15 protein-coding genes are annotated in these 18711 nt (G+C 37.3%); 10 read left to right on the top strand and 5 right to left on the bottom strand.

Annotated elements, in window-relative coordinates; genetic code table 11:
• The first annotated feature begins 27 nt into the window (after window positions 1-27).
• The 8 genes from JML65_RS08555 (at window position 28) to JML65_RS08520 (ending at window position 9113) form a co-directional block, all read left to right on the top strand.
• Window positions 28-2958, top strand: a complete 2931-nt coding sequence (locus JML65_RS08555; RefSeq protein WP_202270543.1) for a reprolysin-like metallopeptidase — start codon at window positions 28-30, stop codon at window positions 2956-2958.
• Window positions 2959-3155: 197 nt separating this feature from the next.
• Window positions 3156-5399: a zinc-dependent metalloprotease gene (locus JML65_RS08550; protein WP_202270542.1), complete on the top strand. Its 2244-nt coding sequence runs from the start codon at window positions 3156-3158 to the stop codon at window positions 5397-5399.
• A 486-nt stretch (window positions 5400-5885) separates the two neighbouring features.
• A complete protein-coding gene (locus JML65_RS08545) occupies window positions 5886-6593 on the top strand; it encodes a glycohydrolase toxin TNT-related protein (protein WP_047492628.1) in 708 nt (235 codons plus the stop codon).
• 13 nt (window positions 6594-6606) lie between these two features.
• Window positions 6607-7026 carry a hypothetical protein gene (locus JML65_RS08540; RefSeq protein ID WP_202270541.1) on the top strand — a complete coding sequence of 140 codons (420 nt, stop codon included), beginning with the start codon at window positions 6607-6609 and terminating at the stop codon, window positions 7024-7026.
• Between the two features lie 247 nt (window positions 7027-7273).
• Entirely contained in the window at window positions 7274-7741 is a 468-nt protein-coding gene (locus tag JML65_RS08535; protein ID WP_084084299.1) for a nucleoside triphosphate pyrophosphohydrolase family protein, read from the top strand.
• Window positions 7742-7744: 3 nt separating this feature from the next.
• Window positions 7745-8308, top strand: a complete 564-nt coding sequence (locus JML65_RS08530; RefSeq protein WP_202270540.1) for a TlpA family protein disulfide reductase — start codon at window positions 7745-7747, stop codon at window positions 8306-8308.
• Window positions 8309-8310: 2 nt separating this feature from the next.
• A complete protein-coding gene (locus JML65_RS08525) occupies window positions 8311-8916 on the top strand; it encodes a DUF4230 domain-containing protein (RefSeq protein WP_047492616.1) in 606 nt (201 codons plus the stop codon).
• An 11-nt stretch (window positions 8917-8927) separates the two neighbouring features.
• Window positions 8928-9113 carry a hypothetical protein gene (locus JML65_RS08520; protein ID WP_081989147.1) on the top strand — a complete coding sequence of 62 codons (186 nt, stop codon included), beginning with the start codon at window positions 8928-8930 and terminating at the stop codon, window positions 9111-9113.
• Window positions 9114-9213: 100 nt separating this feature from the next.
• On the opposite strand, the gene leuB is transcribed toward JML65_RS08520, so the two are convergent.
• The 4 genes from leuB to JML65_RS08500 are packed head-to-tail and all read right to left on the bottom strand — an operon-like array spanning window position 9214 to window position 13525.
• Complete coding sequence (gene leuB / locus JML65_RS08515) at window positions 9214-10338, bottom strand: 3-isopropylmalate dehydrogenase (RefSeq protein ID WP_202270539.1); 1125 nt, start codon at window positions 10336-10338, stop codon at window positions 9214-9216.
• Window positions 10319-10927, bottom strand: a complete 609-nt coding sequence (gene leuD, locus JML65_RS08510; protein ID WP_047492608.1) for a 3-isopropylmalate dehydratase small subunit — start codon at window positions 10925-10927, stop codon at window positions 10319-10321. The genes leuB and leuD overlap by 20 nt, the downstream gene beginning before the upstream one ends.
• Window positions 10928-10943: 16 nt before the next feature.
• Entirely contained in the window at window positions 10944-12332 is a 1389-nt protein-coding gene (leuC, locus tag JML65_RS08505) for a 3-isopropylmalate dehydratase large subunit (RefSeq protein ID WP_047492605.1), read from the bottom strand.
• Window positions 12333-12361: 29 nt separating this feature from the next.
• Window positions 12362-13525, bottom strand: coding sequence for a 2-isopropylmalate synthase (locus JML65_RS08500; protein ID WP_081989143.1), 1164 nt, complete (start codon window positions 13523-13525; stop codon window positions 12362-12364).
• Window positions 13526-13673: 148 nt separating this feature from the next.
• Between JML65_RS08500 and JML65_RS08495 the strand changes: the two genes are divergently transcribed.
• On the top strand, window positions 13674-15218 hold the full coding sequence (locus tag JML65_RS08495) for a hypothetical protein (protein WP_084084303.1): 1545 nt from the start codon (window positions 13674-13676) through the stop codon (window positions 15216-15218).
• Between the two features lie 145 nt (window positions 15219-15363).
• Here the strand turns inward: JML65_RS08495 and JML65_RS08490 are convergent, their stop codons facing one another.
• On the bottom strand, window positions 15364-16338 hold the full coding sequence (locus JML65_RS08490; protein WP_202270538.1) for a dipeptidase: 975 nt from the start codon (window positions 16336-16338) through the stop codon (window positions 15364-15366).
• 380 nt (window positions 16339-16718) lie between these two features.
• Here JML65_RS08490 and thrS point away from each other — a divergent pair, with 380 nt between their 5' ends.
• A complete protein-coding gene (gene thrS / locus JML65_RS08485) occupies window positions 16719-18638 on the top strand; it encodes a threonine--tRNA ligase (RefSeq protein WP_047492595.1) in 1920 nt (639 codons plus the stop codon).
• The last annotated feature ends 73 nt before the right edge of the window (window positions 18639-18711 follow it).

The following is an 18711-nucleotide window of genomic DNA, read 5'->3' as shown; positions in this document are numbered from 1 at the left end:
ATTCCACAATTAAAATTAATATTTAATATGAAAAAACAATTAACACTGATTGGAATGCTTCTCATCACGGGTGTTTCTTTCGCACAGACAGATCGTCTTTGGTCTGAGGGTTCAAGAAAAAGTGCATCTGAAATCTTTGAAAACAAATCCAGCATCAACAACCCAAAAGTTTACAGCCTGGATATCAATGGATTAAAGAATGCTCTTGCAAAAGCACCTAAAAGACTGGCTGTCGGCGAAAAATCAGAACTCATTATTTCTTTTCCGAATTCTGAAGGGAAAATGGAAAATTTTAAAGTGAGGGAAAATTCCAATTTTGCACCTGAGCTTGCTGCAAAATATCCGGATATTAAGTCTTACGTAGGAGAAGGACTTGGTGATTCTACTTCAACAGTCTATTTCAGCATCTCTCCGCTCGGGTTATCTTCAATGGAAGTGTATGGTGATAAATCTGCTGTATTCATTGAGCCTTACTCTAAAGACCTTTCCACTTATGTTGTGTATAGAAAATCTGACAAAAAAGATGATCTTAGCAAATTCGAATGTTCAGTCATAGATGTAGCACAAAAAGGCGCTGCCAATGCAGGCCTTGCGGCAAGACCTAATGCCGATGACGCTAAATTAAGAACATTCAGGCTGGCATTATCCTGTACAGGTGAATACACTACGTATTTCGGAGGGACAAAAGCTCAGGCCATAGCCGCCATGAACAACACAATGACCCGTGTAAATGGGGTCTTTGAAAAAGATTTCGCAGCAAGAATGGTCTTAATTGCCAATAACGATGCTGTAGTATACACCAATGCTTCTACCGATCCTTATTCTGCAGCTTCAGGAATGAGCAGCTGGAATTCTCAATTACAAAACACTCTGACTTCTGTAATTGGTGAAGCCAATTATGACGTCGGACACCTGTTTGGAGCTTCAGGAGGTGGAGGAAACGCAGGTTGTATCGGCTGTATCTGCGTTAACGGCTCCAAAGGAAGCGGTTATACTTCTCCGGCAGATGCTATTCCTTCAGGAGACAATTTTGACATCGACTATGTAGCCCATGAACTAGGTCATCAATTCGGTGGAAATCATACATTCTCCATGAGCAACGAAGGGACAGGAGCCAATATGGAACCTGGATCAGGATCAACGATCATGGGATATGCAGGAATCACAAGCCAGGACATCCAGCCGCATTCCGATGCTTTCTTCCATGCCATAAGCATTCAGCAGATCACCAATAATATTAAAGCTAAAACCTGCTCTGTAAACACAAGCACTGGAAACTCAATTCCTACCGCTAATGCAGGACTGGATTATACCATTCCAAAAGGAACTCCTTTTGTGCTTACAGGAACCAGTACTGATGCTGACGGAGATGCTTTAACTTATATCTGGGAACAGATGGATAACGCTTCCTCTTCCCAAACCGGAGCAAGCTCTGCGGCCAGTGCTACAAAAGCATCAGGTCCTAACTTCAGATCATGGGCACCTACAACAGCGCCTGTGAGATATTTCCCAAGAATGGCTTCTATCTTAACAGGAGCAACCACCACAGCAGGTTCAGAAATTACTGTTGAAGCCCTTTCTTCAGTAGCCAGAACATTAAACTTCAGATTTACAGCCCGTGACAACAGAGCCGGAGGTTCCGGAAACAATTCCGACGACGCTGTAATCACCGTTAACAGTACGGCTGGACCATTTGCAGTAACTTCACAAAACTCAGCAACTACTTACACCGGTGGCAGCTCTCAGACCATAACATGGGATGTTGCAGGAACTACTGCAAACGGTGTCAATACCGCAAATGTAGATATCCTTTGGTCAACCAATAGCGGAACTACCTGGACTACCCTATTGGCAGGAACTCCTAACGACGGCTCTCAGGCTGTAACGATTCCTAATGCATCTACCAGCACAGGAAGAATTATGGTAAAAGGTGCTAATCATATTTTCTTTGATGTAAACAATGCAAACATCACAGTAAATGCAGGTTCAGGAACTCCTGATACTGTAGCTCCTACTGCACCTACCCTTGCTGCTTCAGGAACTACTTCCACCACCACTAACCTTTCATGGTCCGGTGCTACAGATAACGTAGGCGTTACAGGCTATGATGTATATCAAGGTGCTTCATTGATCGGTTCTTCTGCTTCTACAACCTATACCGTAACAGGATTAACACCATCCACAACATATTCTTTCTCTGTGAAAGCTAAAGATGCAGCAGGAAACGCATCTGTTTCAAGCAATACGGTAAGTGTTACGACACTGGGAGGCGGAACAGTTACTTACTGCTCTTCTTCTGCATCCAATACAGCTGATGAAAGAATCGGTAATGTAAAATTCGGAACGATTAACAATACTTCTACAGGAACTGCCGGTTATGAAAACTTCACTTCAGTTTCTACCAATGTTACAAGAGGAAGTGCTTATACTATTTCTGTAACTCCGGTTTGGACTTCTACAGTATACAGCGAAGCTTATGCGGTTTATATCGACTACAACGGAGACGGAGACTTTACAGACAGCGGAGAATTAGCATGGTCTAAAACAGGTTCTACGACAACTCCTGTTACCGGATCTATTACTATTCCTGCAACAGCTACTCTAGGATCAACAAGAATGAGAGTAATGATGAAATACAGCTCTATTCCTACTTCATCTTGTGAAGCTTACACGTATGGACAGGTTGAAGACTATACATTGAATATTGTTTCTTCCGGAAAAGGAGAACTATCCAATACAAAAGATCTGATCACAGACATCAAACTTTACCCTAACCCTGTAAGAGACATCCTATATGTTTCTAATACAGCATCTGAAGATTATAAAATCTTTGATATGGGAGGAAAATTAGTTGATTCCGGAAAACTTCAAAGAGGTTCTGTAAATGTAGGCAACCTTATCAAAGGTGCATATACCATCCAGGTTGGAGAATCATCAAAACGATTTATTAAAAATTAGTAATTATTAAAATTAAATTAATGTGAAAAACTGTTCTGTATAGAACAGTTTTTCTTTTTCCTTCTATTATATTAAATATTTTTCATTTAATCACAATTTATATTATCAATAATCGAAATATTCTATAGTAATATTAAATTTTAAACAAAGATTTTTTCATTAGATTTGGGATAACATAAATACAATTACACTTTTATATGAAAAAACAATTATTGATGATGGGAATGCTTGTACTATCAGGTTTTTCCTTCGCACAGACAGATCGTCTATGGACTCAGGGGTCAGAAAAAACCTCTTCACCAGTTTTCGAAAACATGATGAATATCGAGAGTCCGAAAATTTACCACTTAAATATCAATGGATTAAAAAATGCCCTGGTAAACACTCCTAAAAGATTGGCAGCAGGCGAAAAATCTCAGATCATTATTTCTTTCCCAGATGCAGAAGGAAAGATGGAAAAGTTTAAGGTAACAGAAAATTCGAACTTTGAACCAGAACTAGCAGCAAAATACCCGGATATTAAATCATATATCGGAGAAGGAATAGAAAACCCCGCTTCAACGGTTTATTTTAGCATCTCTTCTTTAGGGCTTTCTTCTATGGAAATTTACGGAGATAAATCCGCCACTTTCATAGAACCCTATACTAAAGATTTATCTTCCTATGTGATCTATAAGAAGTCTGACAGAAAAAACTTAAGTAAATTTGAATGTACTGTATTGGATGCAGCGCAGAAAGGTACTTCTACAGCTATTGCCGCCAGGAATGCTAATGACTCCACACTGAGAACATTTAGACTGGCGTTATCCTGCACAGGAGAATACACTTCCTATTTCGGAGGAACAAAAGCACAAGCCTTAGCGGCGATGAACAATACCATGACCCGTGTAAACGGTGTTTTTGAGAAAGATTTTGCCGCAAGAATGGTTATTATTGCTAATAATGATACTATTATTTACACCGATGCTTCTACAGATCCTTATTCGGCTCCAAGCGTAGGAACAGCTTTAAGCAATGCTAATAATACAAAAGGCTGGAATCTACAACTGCAAAATACACTGACAAATGTTATAGGAAATGCAGGCTATGACATTGGGCATTTATTTGGCGACTCAGGAGGTGGAGGTAATGCAGGCTGTATTGGCTGTATTTGTGTAAACGATACATCATCTACTACTGATAAAAATAAAGGGAGTGGCTATACCTCCCCAAATGGCACCCCACCATCTGGAGATGCTTTTGATATTGATTTTGTAGCTCATGAAATGGGACATCAATTCGGCGGGAATCATACTTATTCGTATGTAAATGAAGGCACCTTGGTTAATATGGAACCAGGATCAGGGTCTACCATTATGGGGTACGCAGGAATCACCAACCAGAATGTCCAAATGAATTCTGATGCTTTTTTCCATGCTATAAGTATTGAACAGATTACCAATAATATTAAGGCAAAAACCTGCTCTGTCAATACACCTACAGGAAATTCAATTCCCACCGCCAATGCAGGATTGGATTATACCATTCCTAAAAGCACACCGTTTATGCTGACCGGATCAGGAACTGATGCAGATGGAGATTCCCTTACTTATATCTGGGAGCAGATGGATAATGCTTCATCTACTCAAACGGGAGCTAACTCAGCTGCAACAGCTACAAAAACTTCAGGACCTACATTCAGATCCTGGACGCCAACAGCGTCACCGCTAAGATATTTCCCTAAAATGTCTTCAATTTTAGCTGGATCTACTACCACTGCAGGTTCTGAAATTAATGTAGAAGCATTATCTTCTGTTGCCCGAGCATTAAATTTCAGATTTACCGTTCGCGATAACAGAGCCGGAGGAGCCGGAAATAGCTCCGATGATGCAAAGATCACAGTGAATACTAGTGCAGGCCCCTTCAATATTACTTCACAAAATACTGTGGTTTCGTATGCCGGAGGGAGTACACAAACCATTACCTGGAATGTGGCAGGAACTACCGGCAATGGTGTAAACACCGCCAATGTAGATATTCTTTGGTCAACCGACAACGGAAATACCTGGACTACCCTATTGGCAGGAACTCCCAATGACGGTTCGCAGGCTGTGACGATTCCTAATGCTTCTACTACATCAGGAAGAATTATGGTAAAAGGAACCAATCATATTTTCTTTGATGTGAATAATGCTAATATTTCGGTAACTGCTACGACTGCAAAATCCGTGACTGAAGCTCCAAAAGAAACATCAGCAGATATGAAACTATATCCGAATCCTGTGAAAGATGTTCTAACGATTTCAAATACGAATACCGAAGAATATAAAGTCTTTGATATGTCCGGAAAACTGATACATTCAGGAACACTTCAAAGAGGTACTGCCAATGTAAGTAACCTTATAAAAGGAGCCTATATGATTCAGATAGGAGAAACAACAAAACGATTCATTAAGGATTAATCACCTTAATTTTAAAATTAAACGATGGGAAGACTGCTCTTTTACAGAGCAGTCTTTTTTATATTCAATTTCAAATACAGATCTCAAAATCTGTCATTTAAGTAAAATATTATTCAATAATATATTTATCAATGCATTTAATTTACATATAATTAATTTTTATTAAATAAAATAAGCAATATTCAGGTTTTTTAATTTAAATTTATCACTCAATATTCTTTATTATTGTACCGTTTGCCCAACCCGTATTTGAGGGAGCCGAAAAATCGCTTCACCGATTGCTCATAGTGCTTCTTTTGATGCCTTTTCTTTGATGGGAACTGATTATCATGTCTTTAAAAGCCAGTCTCAACAGCCATTATTGTTCATGAAAATATCCTTAAAAAATGGATTCTACCAACACATTCAAACAGGCATTTTTATCTAAGCAGCACTGTACAGTCCCGATAATACTTTATAAAATTTTACATAATTAAAATTATTTATATGAAACATTTATTTAAGTACATCTTTCTTTTATCATTCACTTTTTTTTCAGTTGCCTGTAGTTCAGACAATGATGAAGAAATAGACACCAATCCCGTTAAAATTGTATTCTACAAAAATGCTGATGATTTTGCATTAACCTACGACGCTTCGGGAACCGTAAATCAAAACATGAGAAACCAGGCATTTGATCTGTACAAACAGGGGAAGTGGACTGAACTGGAAGCTCTTTTTAAAGCCAATAATCTGAACGGAGGATGGCCGCCTGCTAACGGTGGTTATAATATTGTTGATGATGTTCCCATTGTTGCAGGACAAAAATTTGACCGATACAGCGGTGCTGTTGGAAATTATGATGGAACGGGAATTCCTACTTTAGGAGGCAGTTTTACAAGTCCTATCATCAATGGATATGTATATACTTTTACCCAAAGAGCATTAAACCAACCAGAAAACAAATATGATTTCTATTATGAAATAGATGTTTTGAATAATTTACTATCTTTCAAATCCCAAACAGCAGATATTATTCCCTGGTTTAATCAGGCTGGCAATGGAAAACAAACCATGTGGAAAATTCCCATTGACATCGCCACAGGATATCCAAAAACATGGAATAAATTAGCTGAAGAGGGATATATAAAAGTAACTATTAAAAAAAGTCCAAGCGGGAAATACAATAACCTGGCGGGTACCGTTATCCAGTAATAAATAAATTCAGATGTATTCAATATCAAAGAAAATAAGTATTGGTAAAAAAGCTCTTGTTCAAAAGGATTTTTTCACAAATAATGAAACAGTTCCTTCTGCGGTTGTAAAATTCATATGCTGTGAATGCAACCATGAAAATACAGTGGAAATTATCCCTTACCAATCAGGATTTCCCATTCTTCAAATGTATCATGAAGAACCTGTATTATCCAGAAATGAATTATTAAAAAATGGAATGTTAAAGGAAACCGTACCCGGAATGCAACATTTCGGCCCTTTAACGGTCAACAATCTGCCAACCCTATATTTTGGAACCAGCTGCCGAACCTGCTATTCGAAATACCTCTGTGTATTTGGTTATGGTGAAAAACAACCTGGATTAACAATTTTAGATATCTCAGGAATCTGGAAATATGAAGAGTTAAAATAATGTATCTGAATACAACCAATGAATTTTCAGCTATAATCCACAACTAAAATTGTGGATTTTTTATGGTTACTAGTTTGATGGCTGTCAGTTTAGTAAGATAAAATTTTCCGCATATATCTTCAGTCTGTAGAGAATAGAATACGGTTCTTCTTTCCCCTTCATTAACACATTTTACGCTGTACATTTTACGCTGTACATTTTACAATTTCCAAATCGTTTTCTATCTTTGTCGTAAATAAAAAAATTCATGGATAAAATTGATAGTCTGAACCAAGTAGCAGAATTCCATACTACTTTCAAAGCCCCTATTTTAGATACCCCACAAATCCCTTCTCCGGAAAGATGCAACCTTAGAGTAGAACTTCTTCAGGAAGAATTAAATGAGCTGAAACAAGCAATTGCAGACAACGACCTTGTGGAAATTGCAGATGCACTTTGTGATCTTCAGTATGTTTTAAGTGGTGCCGTGCTTGAATTTGGACTTGGCAACAAATTTGTAGAGCTATTCAACGAAGTTCAGCGTTCCAATATGTCTAAAGCTTGCGATAATGAAGAACAGGCAAAGGAAACTGTTGAGTTTTATAAAGAAAAGGAAGTAGAATCTTTTTATGAAAAATCTGGAGAGAAATTCAATGTTTACAGACAGGCTGATCATAAAGTATTAAAAAACAAATACTACTCTCCTGCTGATTTAAAATCAATCATTGAGAAATAACATATGAAAAAATTTATTACTAACATTGTTGCCTTTTCAAGCATCTTTCTAGCTGCCCAGCAATTCAGCGCTCAAAAAGTAGTGGTCAACCGTGAGGTTGAAACTCAGAATGACGGGAAAATGCTTTTGGGACATCAGCTGAAAGAACAATTCCTGAAAGCTCCTTATGCCGACTGGTACGTAAAGGAACATGATGAATATTCTCTTGATCCCAAAGCCATCAGTGAACTTAAAAAGGAAAGACTGGGTTCTTGTGACATTATTGTTTTTATGGGAACATGGTGTGAAGACAGCCACAGAGACATCCCAAGACTGATGAAAATATTGGAGGAAGTAAGTTTCCCGGACAGCAAGCTGACCATTATAGCGGTAAACCGTAAAAAAGAATCTCCTACAGGGGACGAAAGTCTTTACAATATCCAGAAAGTTCCGACCATCATCCTTAAGAAATATGGGAAAGAAATAGGAAGAATCGTAGAAATGCCTACTTCGGGATATATTGAAAGGGATTTAGCAGAGATTTTGAAAAAGAATGACACATCTGTAATCAAAGAAATTTTTAAATAGATTTGAGAAATTATAAAACAATTTTATCATTTGTAGCAGGCGCAGGGGCTATGGTGCTTCTGTTTTTCGGGCTTAAGTCCTGTCTGAATCTTACTAATAAAACGGAGAAGTCGGATTATTATATCCTGACCAACCAGATTTCCAAGATGAATAAGATGGTGGTCATGGAACAGAATACTTCCAGTATGCAGAAGACCAAAATGGGTTATGAAGTATTCGGAAAAGAAGTTTCAAATAACAGCATCATTACCTATACCAAAACCACAGCACAGGTTTCTTATGATCTTAATAAGATGAAGATTGAGGTAGATTCCATTAACAAAAAACTGGTAATCACCGAGCTTCCTGACGCAGACATAAGAATTACACCCAGTGTTGAAATCCAATCTTTGGACGATTCCTTTTTTAATAGAATTACCGAAAAAGACATTAAAAATGTAACGGAAAAAGCTAAACAAACTGCGATGAAGTCTATTGATCAAAATCAATTGAGAAGTGAGGGACGCAAACAATTAATGGAAAATCTTAATAATGTTTTTGTTTTGGCAAAGGCTTTGAATTATACCATAGAAGATAAAACCGGAAAGATCGGTCTTCTAGGACTCTAAAAATTCAAGCTATGGACTCAAAAGGAAAAATCAATAAGAAAGAACCTGCCAATACTGCAGAAACCAAAAAGCAGAATGAGGATTTCCAAAACATTCCTGCTTCATCGAAAAAGAGCAATCCACCTGAGATTGATAAAGAGGATATTCAAAAATCATCTAAAGGTAAATCAGGAAAAACGGATAATACAAAAGAATAAAGTACAACCATTTTATTTGTACGGAATACAATTGAAAGGTCCTGTCTCTAATGAGGCAGGACCTTTCTTCTAACTATCTAAATGAACTTTTTGTAACTAACTATACGATGGTGGACTTTCCGATCTTTACATTTTCAAAATTGTAATAAGATTTTTCGGAATATTTAATATGATCTGCAATAAAGCTTCCGACTTCACTTGTAGAATAATACTGCTTGGTATTAAGATCAATGGTAACATATTTATTTTCAATGGCATGCTCTACAGATTGTCTTAGCTTATCTGCAGCGGCCTGTAAATTAAGATGATCCAACATCATGGCAACGCTAAGAATAGAAGCAATAGGATTGGCAATCCCCTTGCCTTTTGCCTGCGGATAAGAACCGTGGATAGGTTCGAACAATGCATTTTTCTCACCAATGGAAGCTGACGGAAGCAATCCGATAGATCCTCCGATCACACTAGCTTCATCAGAAATAATATCACCAAACATATTTTCAGTTACAATAACATCAAACTGTTTAGGGTTAAGAATCAGCTGCATTGCTGCATTATCTACAAACATATAATCCAAGTGTACATCCGGGTATTCTGACGCAATTTTCTGACAGATCTTTCTCCAAAGTCTTGAAGTATCCAATACATTGGCTTTGTCAATAAGGGTCAGTTTTTTATTTCTCTTCTGAGCCTCCTGAAACGCCATATGGGCAATAGGAAGAATATCTTCACGGCTATATTTGCATACGTCATAAGCATAGGCCCCTTCAGGATCCGTAAATTTTTCACCAAAATAGATTCCACTTACCAATTCTCTGAAGATCTGAATATCTGCCCCTTCAATGATTTCTCTTTTAAGCGGACTTTTGTCAATCAGCGAAGAATAAGTTTTCAAAGGTCTGATATTCGCAAATAAGCCCAGCTCTTTACGAAGTTTTAAAAGTCCCTGTTCGGGTCTTACTTTAGCTTCAGGATTATTATCGAAAACAGGATCACCGATTGCTCCAAAAAGAACGGCATCAGAATTTCTACAGATCTTCAGCGTTTCTTCGGGTAAAGGATCTCCGGTCTTAAAAATAGCCTCTGCACCAATCAATCCATATTCAAACTTAAATTCATACTGAAAGACTTCAGCAATGACATCCAGTATTTTTATACTTTCTTTAATGATCTCAGGTCCAATTCCGTCTCCGGGAAGAACCGCAATTTTAAAATACTTGTCGCTCATTTTTCTTTTGTGTTTTTAATTCAAATTCTTGTATCACCTGTTTTCTGCTGATTAAAAAATCAATATCATCATAGCCGTTCAATAGGCATATTTTTTTGTAAGAATCAATTTCAAAGGTTTCGGTTGTATCTTTAAAACTGATGGACTGCAGCTCTACATCAATGGCAATTTCATTATTGGGATTTTCAGTGATTCCCTCTAAAATTTCTTTTAAAAACTCTTCAGAAACCTTTACCGGAAGGAGCCCGTTATTTAAAGCATTTCCTTTAAAAATATCGGCAAAATAGCTTGAAACAATGACTTTAAAACCATAATCTGTTAAAGACCAGGCTGCATGTTCTCTGCTGCTTCCGCATCCAAAATTATTTCCTGCCACTAGGATTTCCCCTTCGAACTTTGGATTATTCAGCACAAAATCAGGATTAGGTTCTCCTGACTGGATATTGTACCTCCAATCTCTGAACAGATTTTCTCCAAATCCTTTTCGGTCTATGCTTTTTAGAAATCTGGCCGGAATAATCTGATCGGTATCTATATTTTCTGCCGGCAATGGTACTGCTCGGGATTTTAAAACAACTAATTTTTGCATGTACTTTTTAATCTGTTTAGTTTAAACTTTCAAAAGCAGAAATTCTGCCTTCTATGGCTGCTTTGGCAGCGGTAAGCGGGCTTGCAAGAATGGTTCTGGCTCCCTGTCCCTGCCTGCCTTCAAAGTTTCTGTTTGATGTGGATACACAATATTCCCCTTCCGGAATCTTATCATCATTCATGGCCAGACAAGCTGAACATCCGGGTTGACGGATCTGAAATCCGGCCTCATTGAAAATTTTATCCAAACCTTCTTCATAGATTTGTTTTACCACCTGCTGAGAACCCGGAACAATTAATGCCTGTACAGTTTCAGACTTGCTTTTTCCTTTGATATATTGAGCTGCAGACCGGAAATCCTCTATCCTTGCATTGGTGCAGCTTCCGATGAATACATAATTAACTTTAATATGGGAGGGAGCCTGCCCTGCCTTTAATCCCATATAGCGTAAAGCTTTTTCTTCCGATTCATTCTGAGGAACCGGAATAAGCTCACGGATTGAGATCCCCATTCCTGGATTTGTTCCATAAGTGATCATGGGATAAATTTCTGAAGCATCAAATGTCAGTTCTTTATCAAAAACAGCTTCTTCATCTGTTTTTAAGCCTTTCCAATACGCTACTTTTTCTTGCCATTCTTCACCTTCCGGAGCAAAAGCTCTTCCTTTTACATACTCAAAAGTAGTTTCATCAGGAGCAATCATTCCTCCTCTGGCCCCCATTTCAATGCTCATATTACAAACAGTCATCCTTCCTTCCATAGACATTTCTTCAAATACGTTTCCGGCATATTCACAGAAATATCCCGTTCCGCCATCTGTTCCTATTTTTGAAATGATATAAAGAATCACATCTTTAGGCAGAACATTCTCATTCAATCTGCCGTTTACGGTAATTCTCATCGACTTGGGCTTGTTGAGTAGGAGACATTGGCTTGCAAAAACCTGAGCTACCTGGCTTGTTCCTATTCCAAAAGCAATAGCTCCAAAAGCACCATGTGTGGAAGTATGGCTGTCTCCGCAAACAATACTCATACCCGGCTGGGTAATTCCTAATTCGGGAGCAATGATGTGAACAATCCCCTGATATTCGTGCCCAAGGCCGAACAGTTTTATGTTATTTTTCTCACAGTTTTCTGTCAGTTGCTGAACCTGATTTCTGGACAATTCATCCCGTATTGGTTCTTCCTGATGAAGTGTTGGTACGTTATGGTCTGCTGTTGCTACAATCTGTTCCGGTCGGAAAACTTCAAGATTTCTGGATTCAAGTTCTGCAAAAGCCTGAGGGCTGGTTACTTCATGAATCAGGTGTTTGTCAATATAAATAATCTGAGGTCCGTCCGGAATAGTTTCCACTACGTGTGCATCCCAAACTTTATCAAAAAGTGTCTTTTTATCGTTCTTCATTTTTATTTTATCTTGATTTTACATCAAACCTATCCTATTTTTCGGTTGAAAGTCTCTATAATTCTGCTTAAATCGTCGTTCCCAATCTCTTTTTTAAGATCTGCCACTTTTAAAAACTCCTGATACAGATAATCGAGTTCATTTTTAGTCACATCATAGCCAATATGTTTAAATCGGTAAGCCAGTGCCGAACGTCCGCTTCTTGCCGTAAGAATAATGGAAGATGTACTTACTCCTACTTCCTCAGGATCAATGATTTCGTAAGTTTCTCTGTTTTTGATCACACCGTCCTGGTGGATTCCTGAGCTGTGGGCAAATGCATTAGCTCCTACAATGGCTTTATTGGGCTGTACAGACATTCCCATAAGATCTGAGACCATCAGGCTCATTTCATTCAGCATTCTGGAGTTGACATCGGTATGAAGATTAAGATCTTTATGCTGTTTTAAAATCATGACGACCTCTTCCAAAGCGGTATTTCCTGCTCTCTCTCCTAAACCGTTGATTGTACATTCTATCTGACGTGCTCCGTTCATTACTCCTGCAATAGAATTAGCGGTTGCCAATCCTAAGTCATTGTGACAATGGCATGACAGCACTGCCTTTTCAATTCCTTTTACATTTTCACGCAAATATTTTATCTTCTGGCCGTATTCTTCCGGCAGGCAATATCCTGTTGTATCAGGAATATTCAAAACCGTGGCTCCAGCCTTGATCACGGCTTCACATACCTGGGCCAGATATTCATTATCGGTTCTCCCGGCGTCTTCAGCATAGAATTCAACATCTTCCACATAAGTTTTAGCATATCTTACCGCTTCAGCAGCACGTTCCAGAATATCTTCTTTTGTGGAGTTGAATTTATATCTGATGTGAGATTCGGAAGTTCCGATTCCCGTATGGATTCGCGGTCTTTTAGCGAATTTCAGTGCTTCAGCTGCTACATCTATGTCTTTTTTATTGGCTCTAGTGAGTCCACATACTTTAGCATTTTTTACGAGTTTTGAAATTTCTGAAACAGATTCAAAATCTCCGGGACTGGAAATTGGAAATCCCGCTTCAATGATATCAATCCCTAGCTTATCAAGCCTTTCAGCAATAATCAGTTTCTGTTCCGTATTCAGTTTACACCCCGGAACCTGCTCCCCATCTCTCAGTGTGGTATCAAAAATTTCAATTTTTTCGGAATTCATAAATGAAGTTTTTTACTTAATTTTGGTTCAAAACTACAGCTTGAAATATTTTCAGGGTTTTATATTTTGAAAAAAATACAATATTCAATAATGAAATAAACAGCTGTATATATTTGATAATTAAAGTTTTAAATTATAAAAATTTACAATGGCAGAATTGCAGAAAGATTTCTTGTTTGTACTGGTAAAGTCATTGACCACCTCCGAAAAACGTCAGTTTAAGTTGTATGTCAACCGTCTCGGTATTAATGTAGATGCCAAATTTCTTCTTTTATTTTCAGAAATGGATAAGATGAAAGAGTACGATGAAAGCATTATCATCGAGAAAAAAATTTCAACGAAACAGCAGCTTTCCAATCTGAAGGCTCACCTCTATAAACAGATCCTGGTGAGTCTCCGCATGAACCCAAGCCACCAAAACTATAGAATTCAGCTTAGGGAGCAGCTCGACTTTGCCAATATCCTGTATCAGAAAGGTCTTTATAAGCAAGCTTTGAAAATACTGGACAAAACAAAGCAAAGTGCCCTGGAACTGGATGAGAAAAGTATAGCTTCCGAAATTATAGACCTCGAAAAAGTAATTGAATCTCAGTTTATTACCCGAAGTATTGAAGGACGCGCTGACGAATTGATCAGGCAATCTCAGGAGATAAGCAGACAGAACCGGTATACGACAAAGCTTTCCAATCTTTCACTGAAACTGTACAGTGAAATGCTTACTCATGGCTATATAAAAAATGATCTGGACAGGGAGGAAGTTCTTGAGTTTTTCAATTCCCAAATCAAAAATATCAGGCTTGAAAAACTGAATTTCACCGAAAAACTATGGTACTTTAAAGCGCATGTATGGAAAAACCAGCTGTTACAGGATTATAAATACACCCTGAAGTATGCTTATCAGTGGGTAGACTTATTTCATAAAAATCCTGAAATGATCTATAGTCATCCGGTTTGGTATATTAAGGGAAATACTTATCTGCTTAAAATTTTGTTTCTCTATGGAAATATAGATATTCTGGAAGACCATTTTGAAAGTTTTAATAAAGTAGTCAATGCCGAGAATTTTGCCCAAAACGAAAATCTTCAGTCGCTTATTTTTCTGACTCACTATAATACCTTGATGAATATTCATTTTGTAAAGGGCGAGTTTTTCACCGGGACAAAACTTATTCCTGAGATTGAACTAAAAATGGACAAGCTTCGGGAAAGAATTGATGAACACCATTTTATGATTCTTTATCTTAAGATGGCGGCGATGTTTTTTGGAAGTAAAATGTTTAAAAAATCCATTGATTACTCAATGAGGGTGATAGAATCAAAAGGAAATGTACAGGAAGATTTGCTGTTCCATACCCGGATTCTGATATTAATGGCTAAGTATGAATCAGGAAATGACGAAGATTATGATGAATTTGTGGCTTCTACATTGAAATTTGCCAAAAAAATGAAGAAACCGGAAGTTTTCCATTTCGAAAGCATTGAATTTTTTAAAAATCTGAATAACCAGGTTTTAGATCAACAGCAAAAAGCTTTTAAAACTTTTGACAAAAAACTGGAGGAATTTTCCAACAACGAATATTACAGAAGGTCATTATTTTATATCGATATTCACGGATGGATAAAATCTAAAGTTCAACATGTGGATGTCATTGAGATTATTAAGCAAAAAGTGAAATACAAAAGAAAAAGCTAACGGATCATTTACTCAATGCAGACCAGAGAGCGTGATAGAAGTCGATTTTGAGAGTTTGTATTCCTGCAGAATGATATTTTCAGGTATCATTTTATTCAATGAGATCCACAGTATTTGTCATTCCGCAGGAATCTAAGTATAGCTATTATTTATACATATTTTCTATAAACTGTAAAGCATTCTTATGGCTGATTTTTTCTACCAGTTCGGCAGAGAATCTTTCTTCAATTTCTTTATTGATGGATGGATACACTGAGGCATTAGAATGTTCAGGAAAGAAAAACGGATGGCGGGGTGTATCCGGATGGTCTTTCCAGTAGAAATAGTCTGCTCCATATGCTATGCTGTCTGCTCCACCCAGATCAAGCCCATATTGGATGTGTTCATATAATCTTTCCGGCTGTTCAAGATCAACATAGTCTTTGATAAAGTTAAGCCCAATAAGTCCTTTCCTTCTGATGACTTCTTTAGCCAGTTCATCGGGAAGATTCCTGTTGTTCTTATAAACACTTCTATAATTGGAGTGGCTAGCCAAAATAGGAATAGAATAATTCTTCTGATCGATATAGGTAAAGATATCATAAGCCAGCTGATCGCTTGTATGGGCCAGGTCTATGGCAATTTTTCTGTCAGCGATATAGTCGATTAATACTTTTCCATCGTCTTTTAACCCTGCTTCTGCACTGTTTCCACCTCCAAAACGGTTTTCTAAATGGTGAGTAATTCCAATATAGAATACTTTCTGTGTATTTTGGATTATATTTTCAAGCTTTTTAAACCCGGAGTCCAGGCTTTCATTTTCTTCACAGAAAGCTGATGCATTTTCAATGGAAGCGATAACTCCTACCCTGTCTTTGTTTTCAGACGATTGATAATTGTCGTCATTAAAAAGGAAAAAGTTTTCATTTTTAATGAGTTCTGAAAATAGTTGGCTTTGCTGTAGTCCATACCCAGTACTGCCATCTCCCGTTCCTGCATATATGGCCATCACCTGGAGTTTTACATTTCCCTGCTTCAGATAAGGCAGTGAGCAGCCAATTTCCTTATCATCAAGGCTCACATTTGAATTGAGCAGATAATACAACAGATCGCAGTGCAGATCAATATTTATAGTATTCATAGTAGAAATTATATTGTGATTTTCATGTATTTATGATGAGGATTCATACCCCATCTCTATTTCTCTTATTTCCGGACCTTTAAAAATACTATTATTAATCAGTAAAATTTATATTTTAAATGAGTTCACAACATTTAAAATATCTATTATTTTAATATGTTTAATCAAAAATATTTTTGCAGATAAAAAGCCTAATATACCATTTACAGGCATGAAACAGCATAATTCCCCCGGATGAAAAGCCGAAAGTAAAACTGAGTCCATCCAAAACCGGTGAAATCTTTTACATTTTTATATTAATTATCATTCTAAATAGGTGCTGATGTAGTATTTTATCTAAAAAATGCGTATTTTTGCATCTTAAAATTTCTTAGTAAACAATGATAAAAATTACACTTCCAGACAGTAGTGTCAAAGAATTCGAGGGAGCAGTTACTCCCCTAGATGTGGCAAAATCTATAAGCGAGGGATTGGCTAGAAATACCATTTCCGCAATTGTTAATGACAAACAAGTAGAAATAACCACACCTATAACCACGGATTCTACGGTACAACTATTGACCTGGAATGATGATCTTGGAAAGAAAGCTTTCTGGCATTCTTCTGCGCACCTTTTGGCGCAGGCTATCCTTGAGTTTTATCCTAATGCTAAGTTGACTATTGGTCCTGCTATTGAAAGCGGGTTCTATTATGATGTTGATTTCGGGGATGAAAGCTTATCTGAAAAGGATTTTGAGAAAATTGAAAAGAAAGTTCTTGAAAATGCCAAGAAAGGGTCAACATTCTCTCTATATCCGGTTTCTAAAGATGAAGCTTTAAAAATCTACGCAGACAATCCTTATAAAGTAGAATTGATCTCTAATCTTAACGATGGAGAAATCACTTTTGTGACTCATGATAACTTTACGGATCTATGTCGTGGTGGACACATTCCTAACACAGGAATTGTAAAAGCTGTTAAGATTTTAAATGCAGCCGGAGCATACTGGAGAGGAAATGAAAAGAACCCTCAGCTAACAAGAGTATATGGTATTTCTTTCCCTAAGCAGAAAGAACTTACTGAATATCTTGAAAGATTAGAAGAAGCTAAAAGAAGAGATCACAGAAAATTAGGTAAAGAACTTGGGATTTTTGCATTTTCTGAAAAAGTAGGAGCCGGTCTTCCGTTATGGTTACCAAAAGGGACTGCTTTAAGAAGAAAATTGGAGAATTTCCTTAGTGATGCTCAGAAAAAAGGAGGTTATGAATTTGTAATGTCTCCACATATCGGGGCCAAAGAACTCTATGTAACTTCAGGACACTGGGATAAATATGGAGCAGACAGCTTCCAGCCGATCAAAACACCTAACGAAGGAGAAGAGTTTTTATTGAAGCCTATGAACTGTCCGCACCACTGTGAGATTTATAAAACTTCACAATGGAGCTACAGAGATCTTCCTAAAAGATATGCAGAATTTGGAACTGTTTACAGATATGAGCAAAGTGGAGAACTTCACGGATTGACAAGAGTTCGTGGATTTACTCAGGATGATGCTCACCTTTTCTGTACTCCGGATCAGCTTTCTGAAGAATTTGAAAAAGTAATTGATTTAACTCTTTATGTATTTAAATCTTTAGGATTTGAAGATTTTGTAACACAGGTTTCCTTAAGAGATCCTGAAAACAGAGAGAAATATATCGGTTCTGATGAGAACTGGGAAAAGGCGGAAAGTGCCATTATCAATGCGGCTCAGAAAAAAGGTCTGAAAACGGTTGTTGAATATGGTGAAGCTGCGTTCTATGGTCCTAAACTTGACTTCATGGTTAAGGATGCTTTAGGAAGAAAATGGCAGTTGGGAACAATTCAGGTAGATTATAACCTACCGGAAAGATTTGATCTTCACTATATTGGAAACGATAATGAAAAGCACAGACCGGTAATGATTCACAGAGCTCCTTTCGGTTCTATGGAACGTTTTATTGCTATTTTATTAGAAAATACTGCAGGAGACTTCCCATTATGGTTAAGCCCTGATCAGTTTATTATTCTACCAATCAGTGAAAAATATGTAGATTATGCAAAAAAAGTTTCACAATTTTTGGAAAATCACGATATTAGCGGTCAAATTGACGACAGAAATGAGAAGACGGGTAAAAAGATCCGTGATGCTGAATTGAAAAAGATCCCATTCATGCTTGTTATAGGAGAAAATGAAGAAAATGAGGGAACTATTTCTGTAAGAAGACGTGGTGAAGGAGATCTTGGAGTAATGAAAATGGAGGATTTCGTTTCTTACTTCAAAAAAGAAGCAGCAATATAAATTTAAAATGAAAAGATGGAAGGGTTCAAAAAATGAATGGAATCTTTCGATCTTGATATCTTTAAATCAATTA

The organism is Chryseobacterium sp. KMC2, assembly GCF_016756935.1.
Classification (GTDB): Bacteria; Bacteroidota; Bacteroidia; order Flavobacteriales; family Weeksellaceae; genus Chryseobacterium; species Chryseobacterium rhizosphaerae.
The sequence above is the reverse complement of the archived record's forward strand: the minus strand, read 5'-3'. Positions and strand labels throughout refer to the sequence as shown.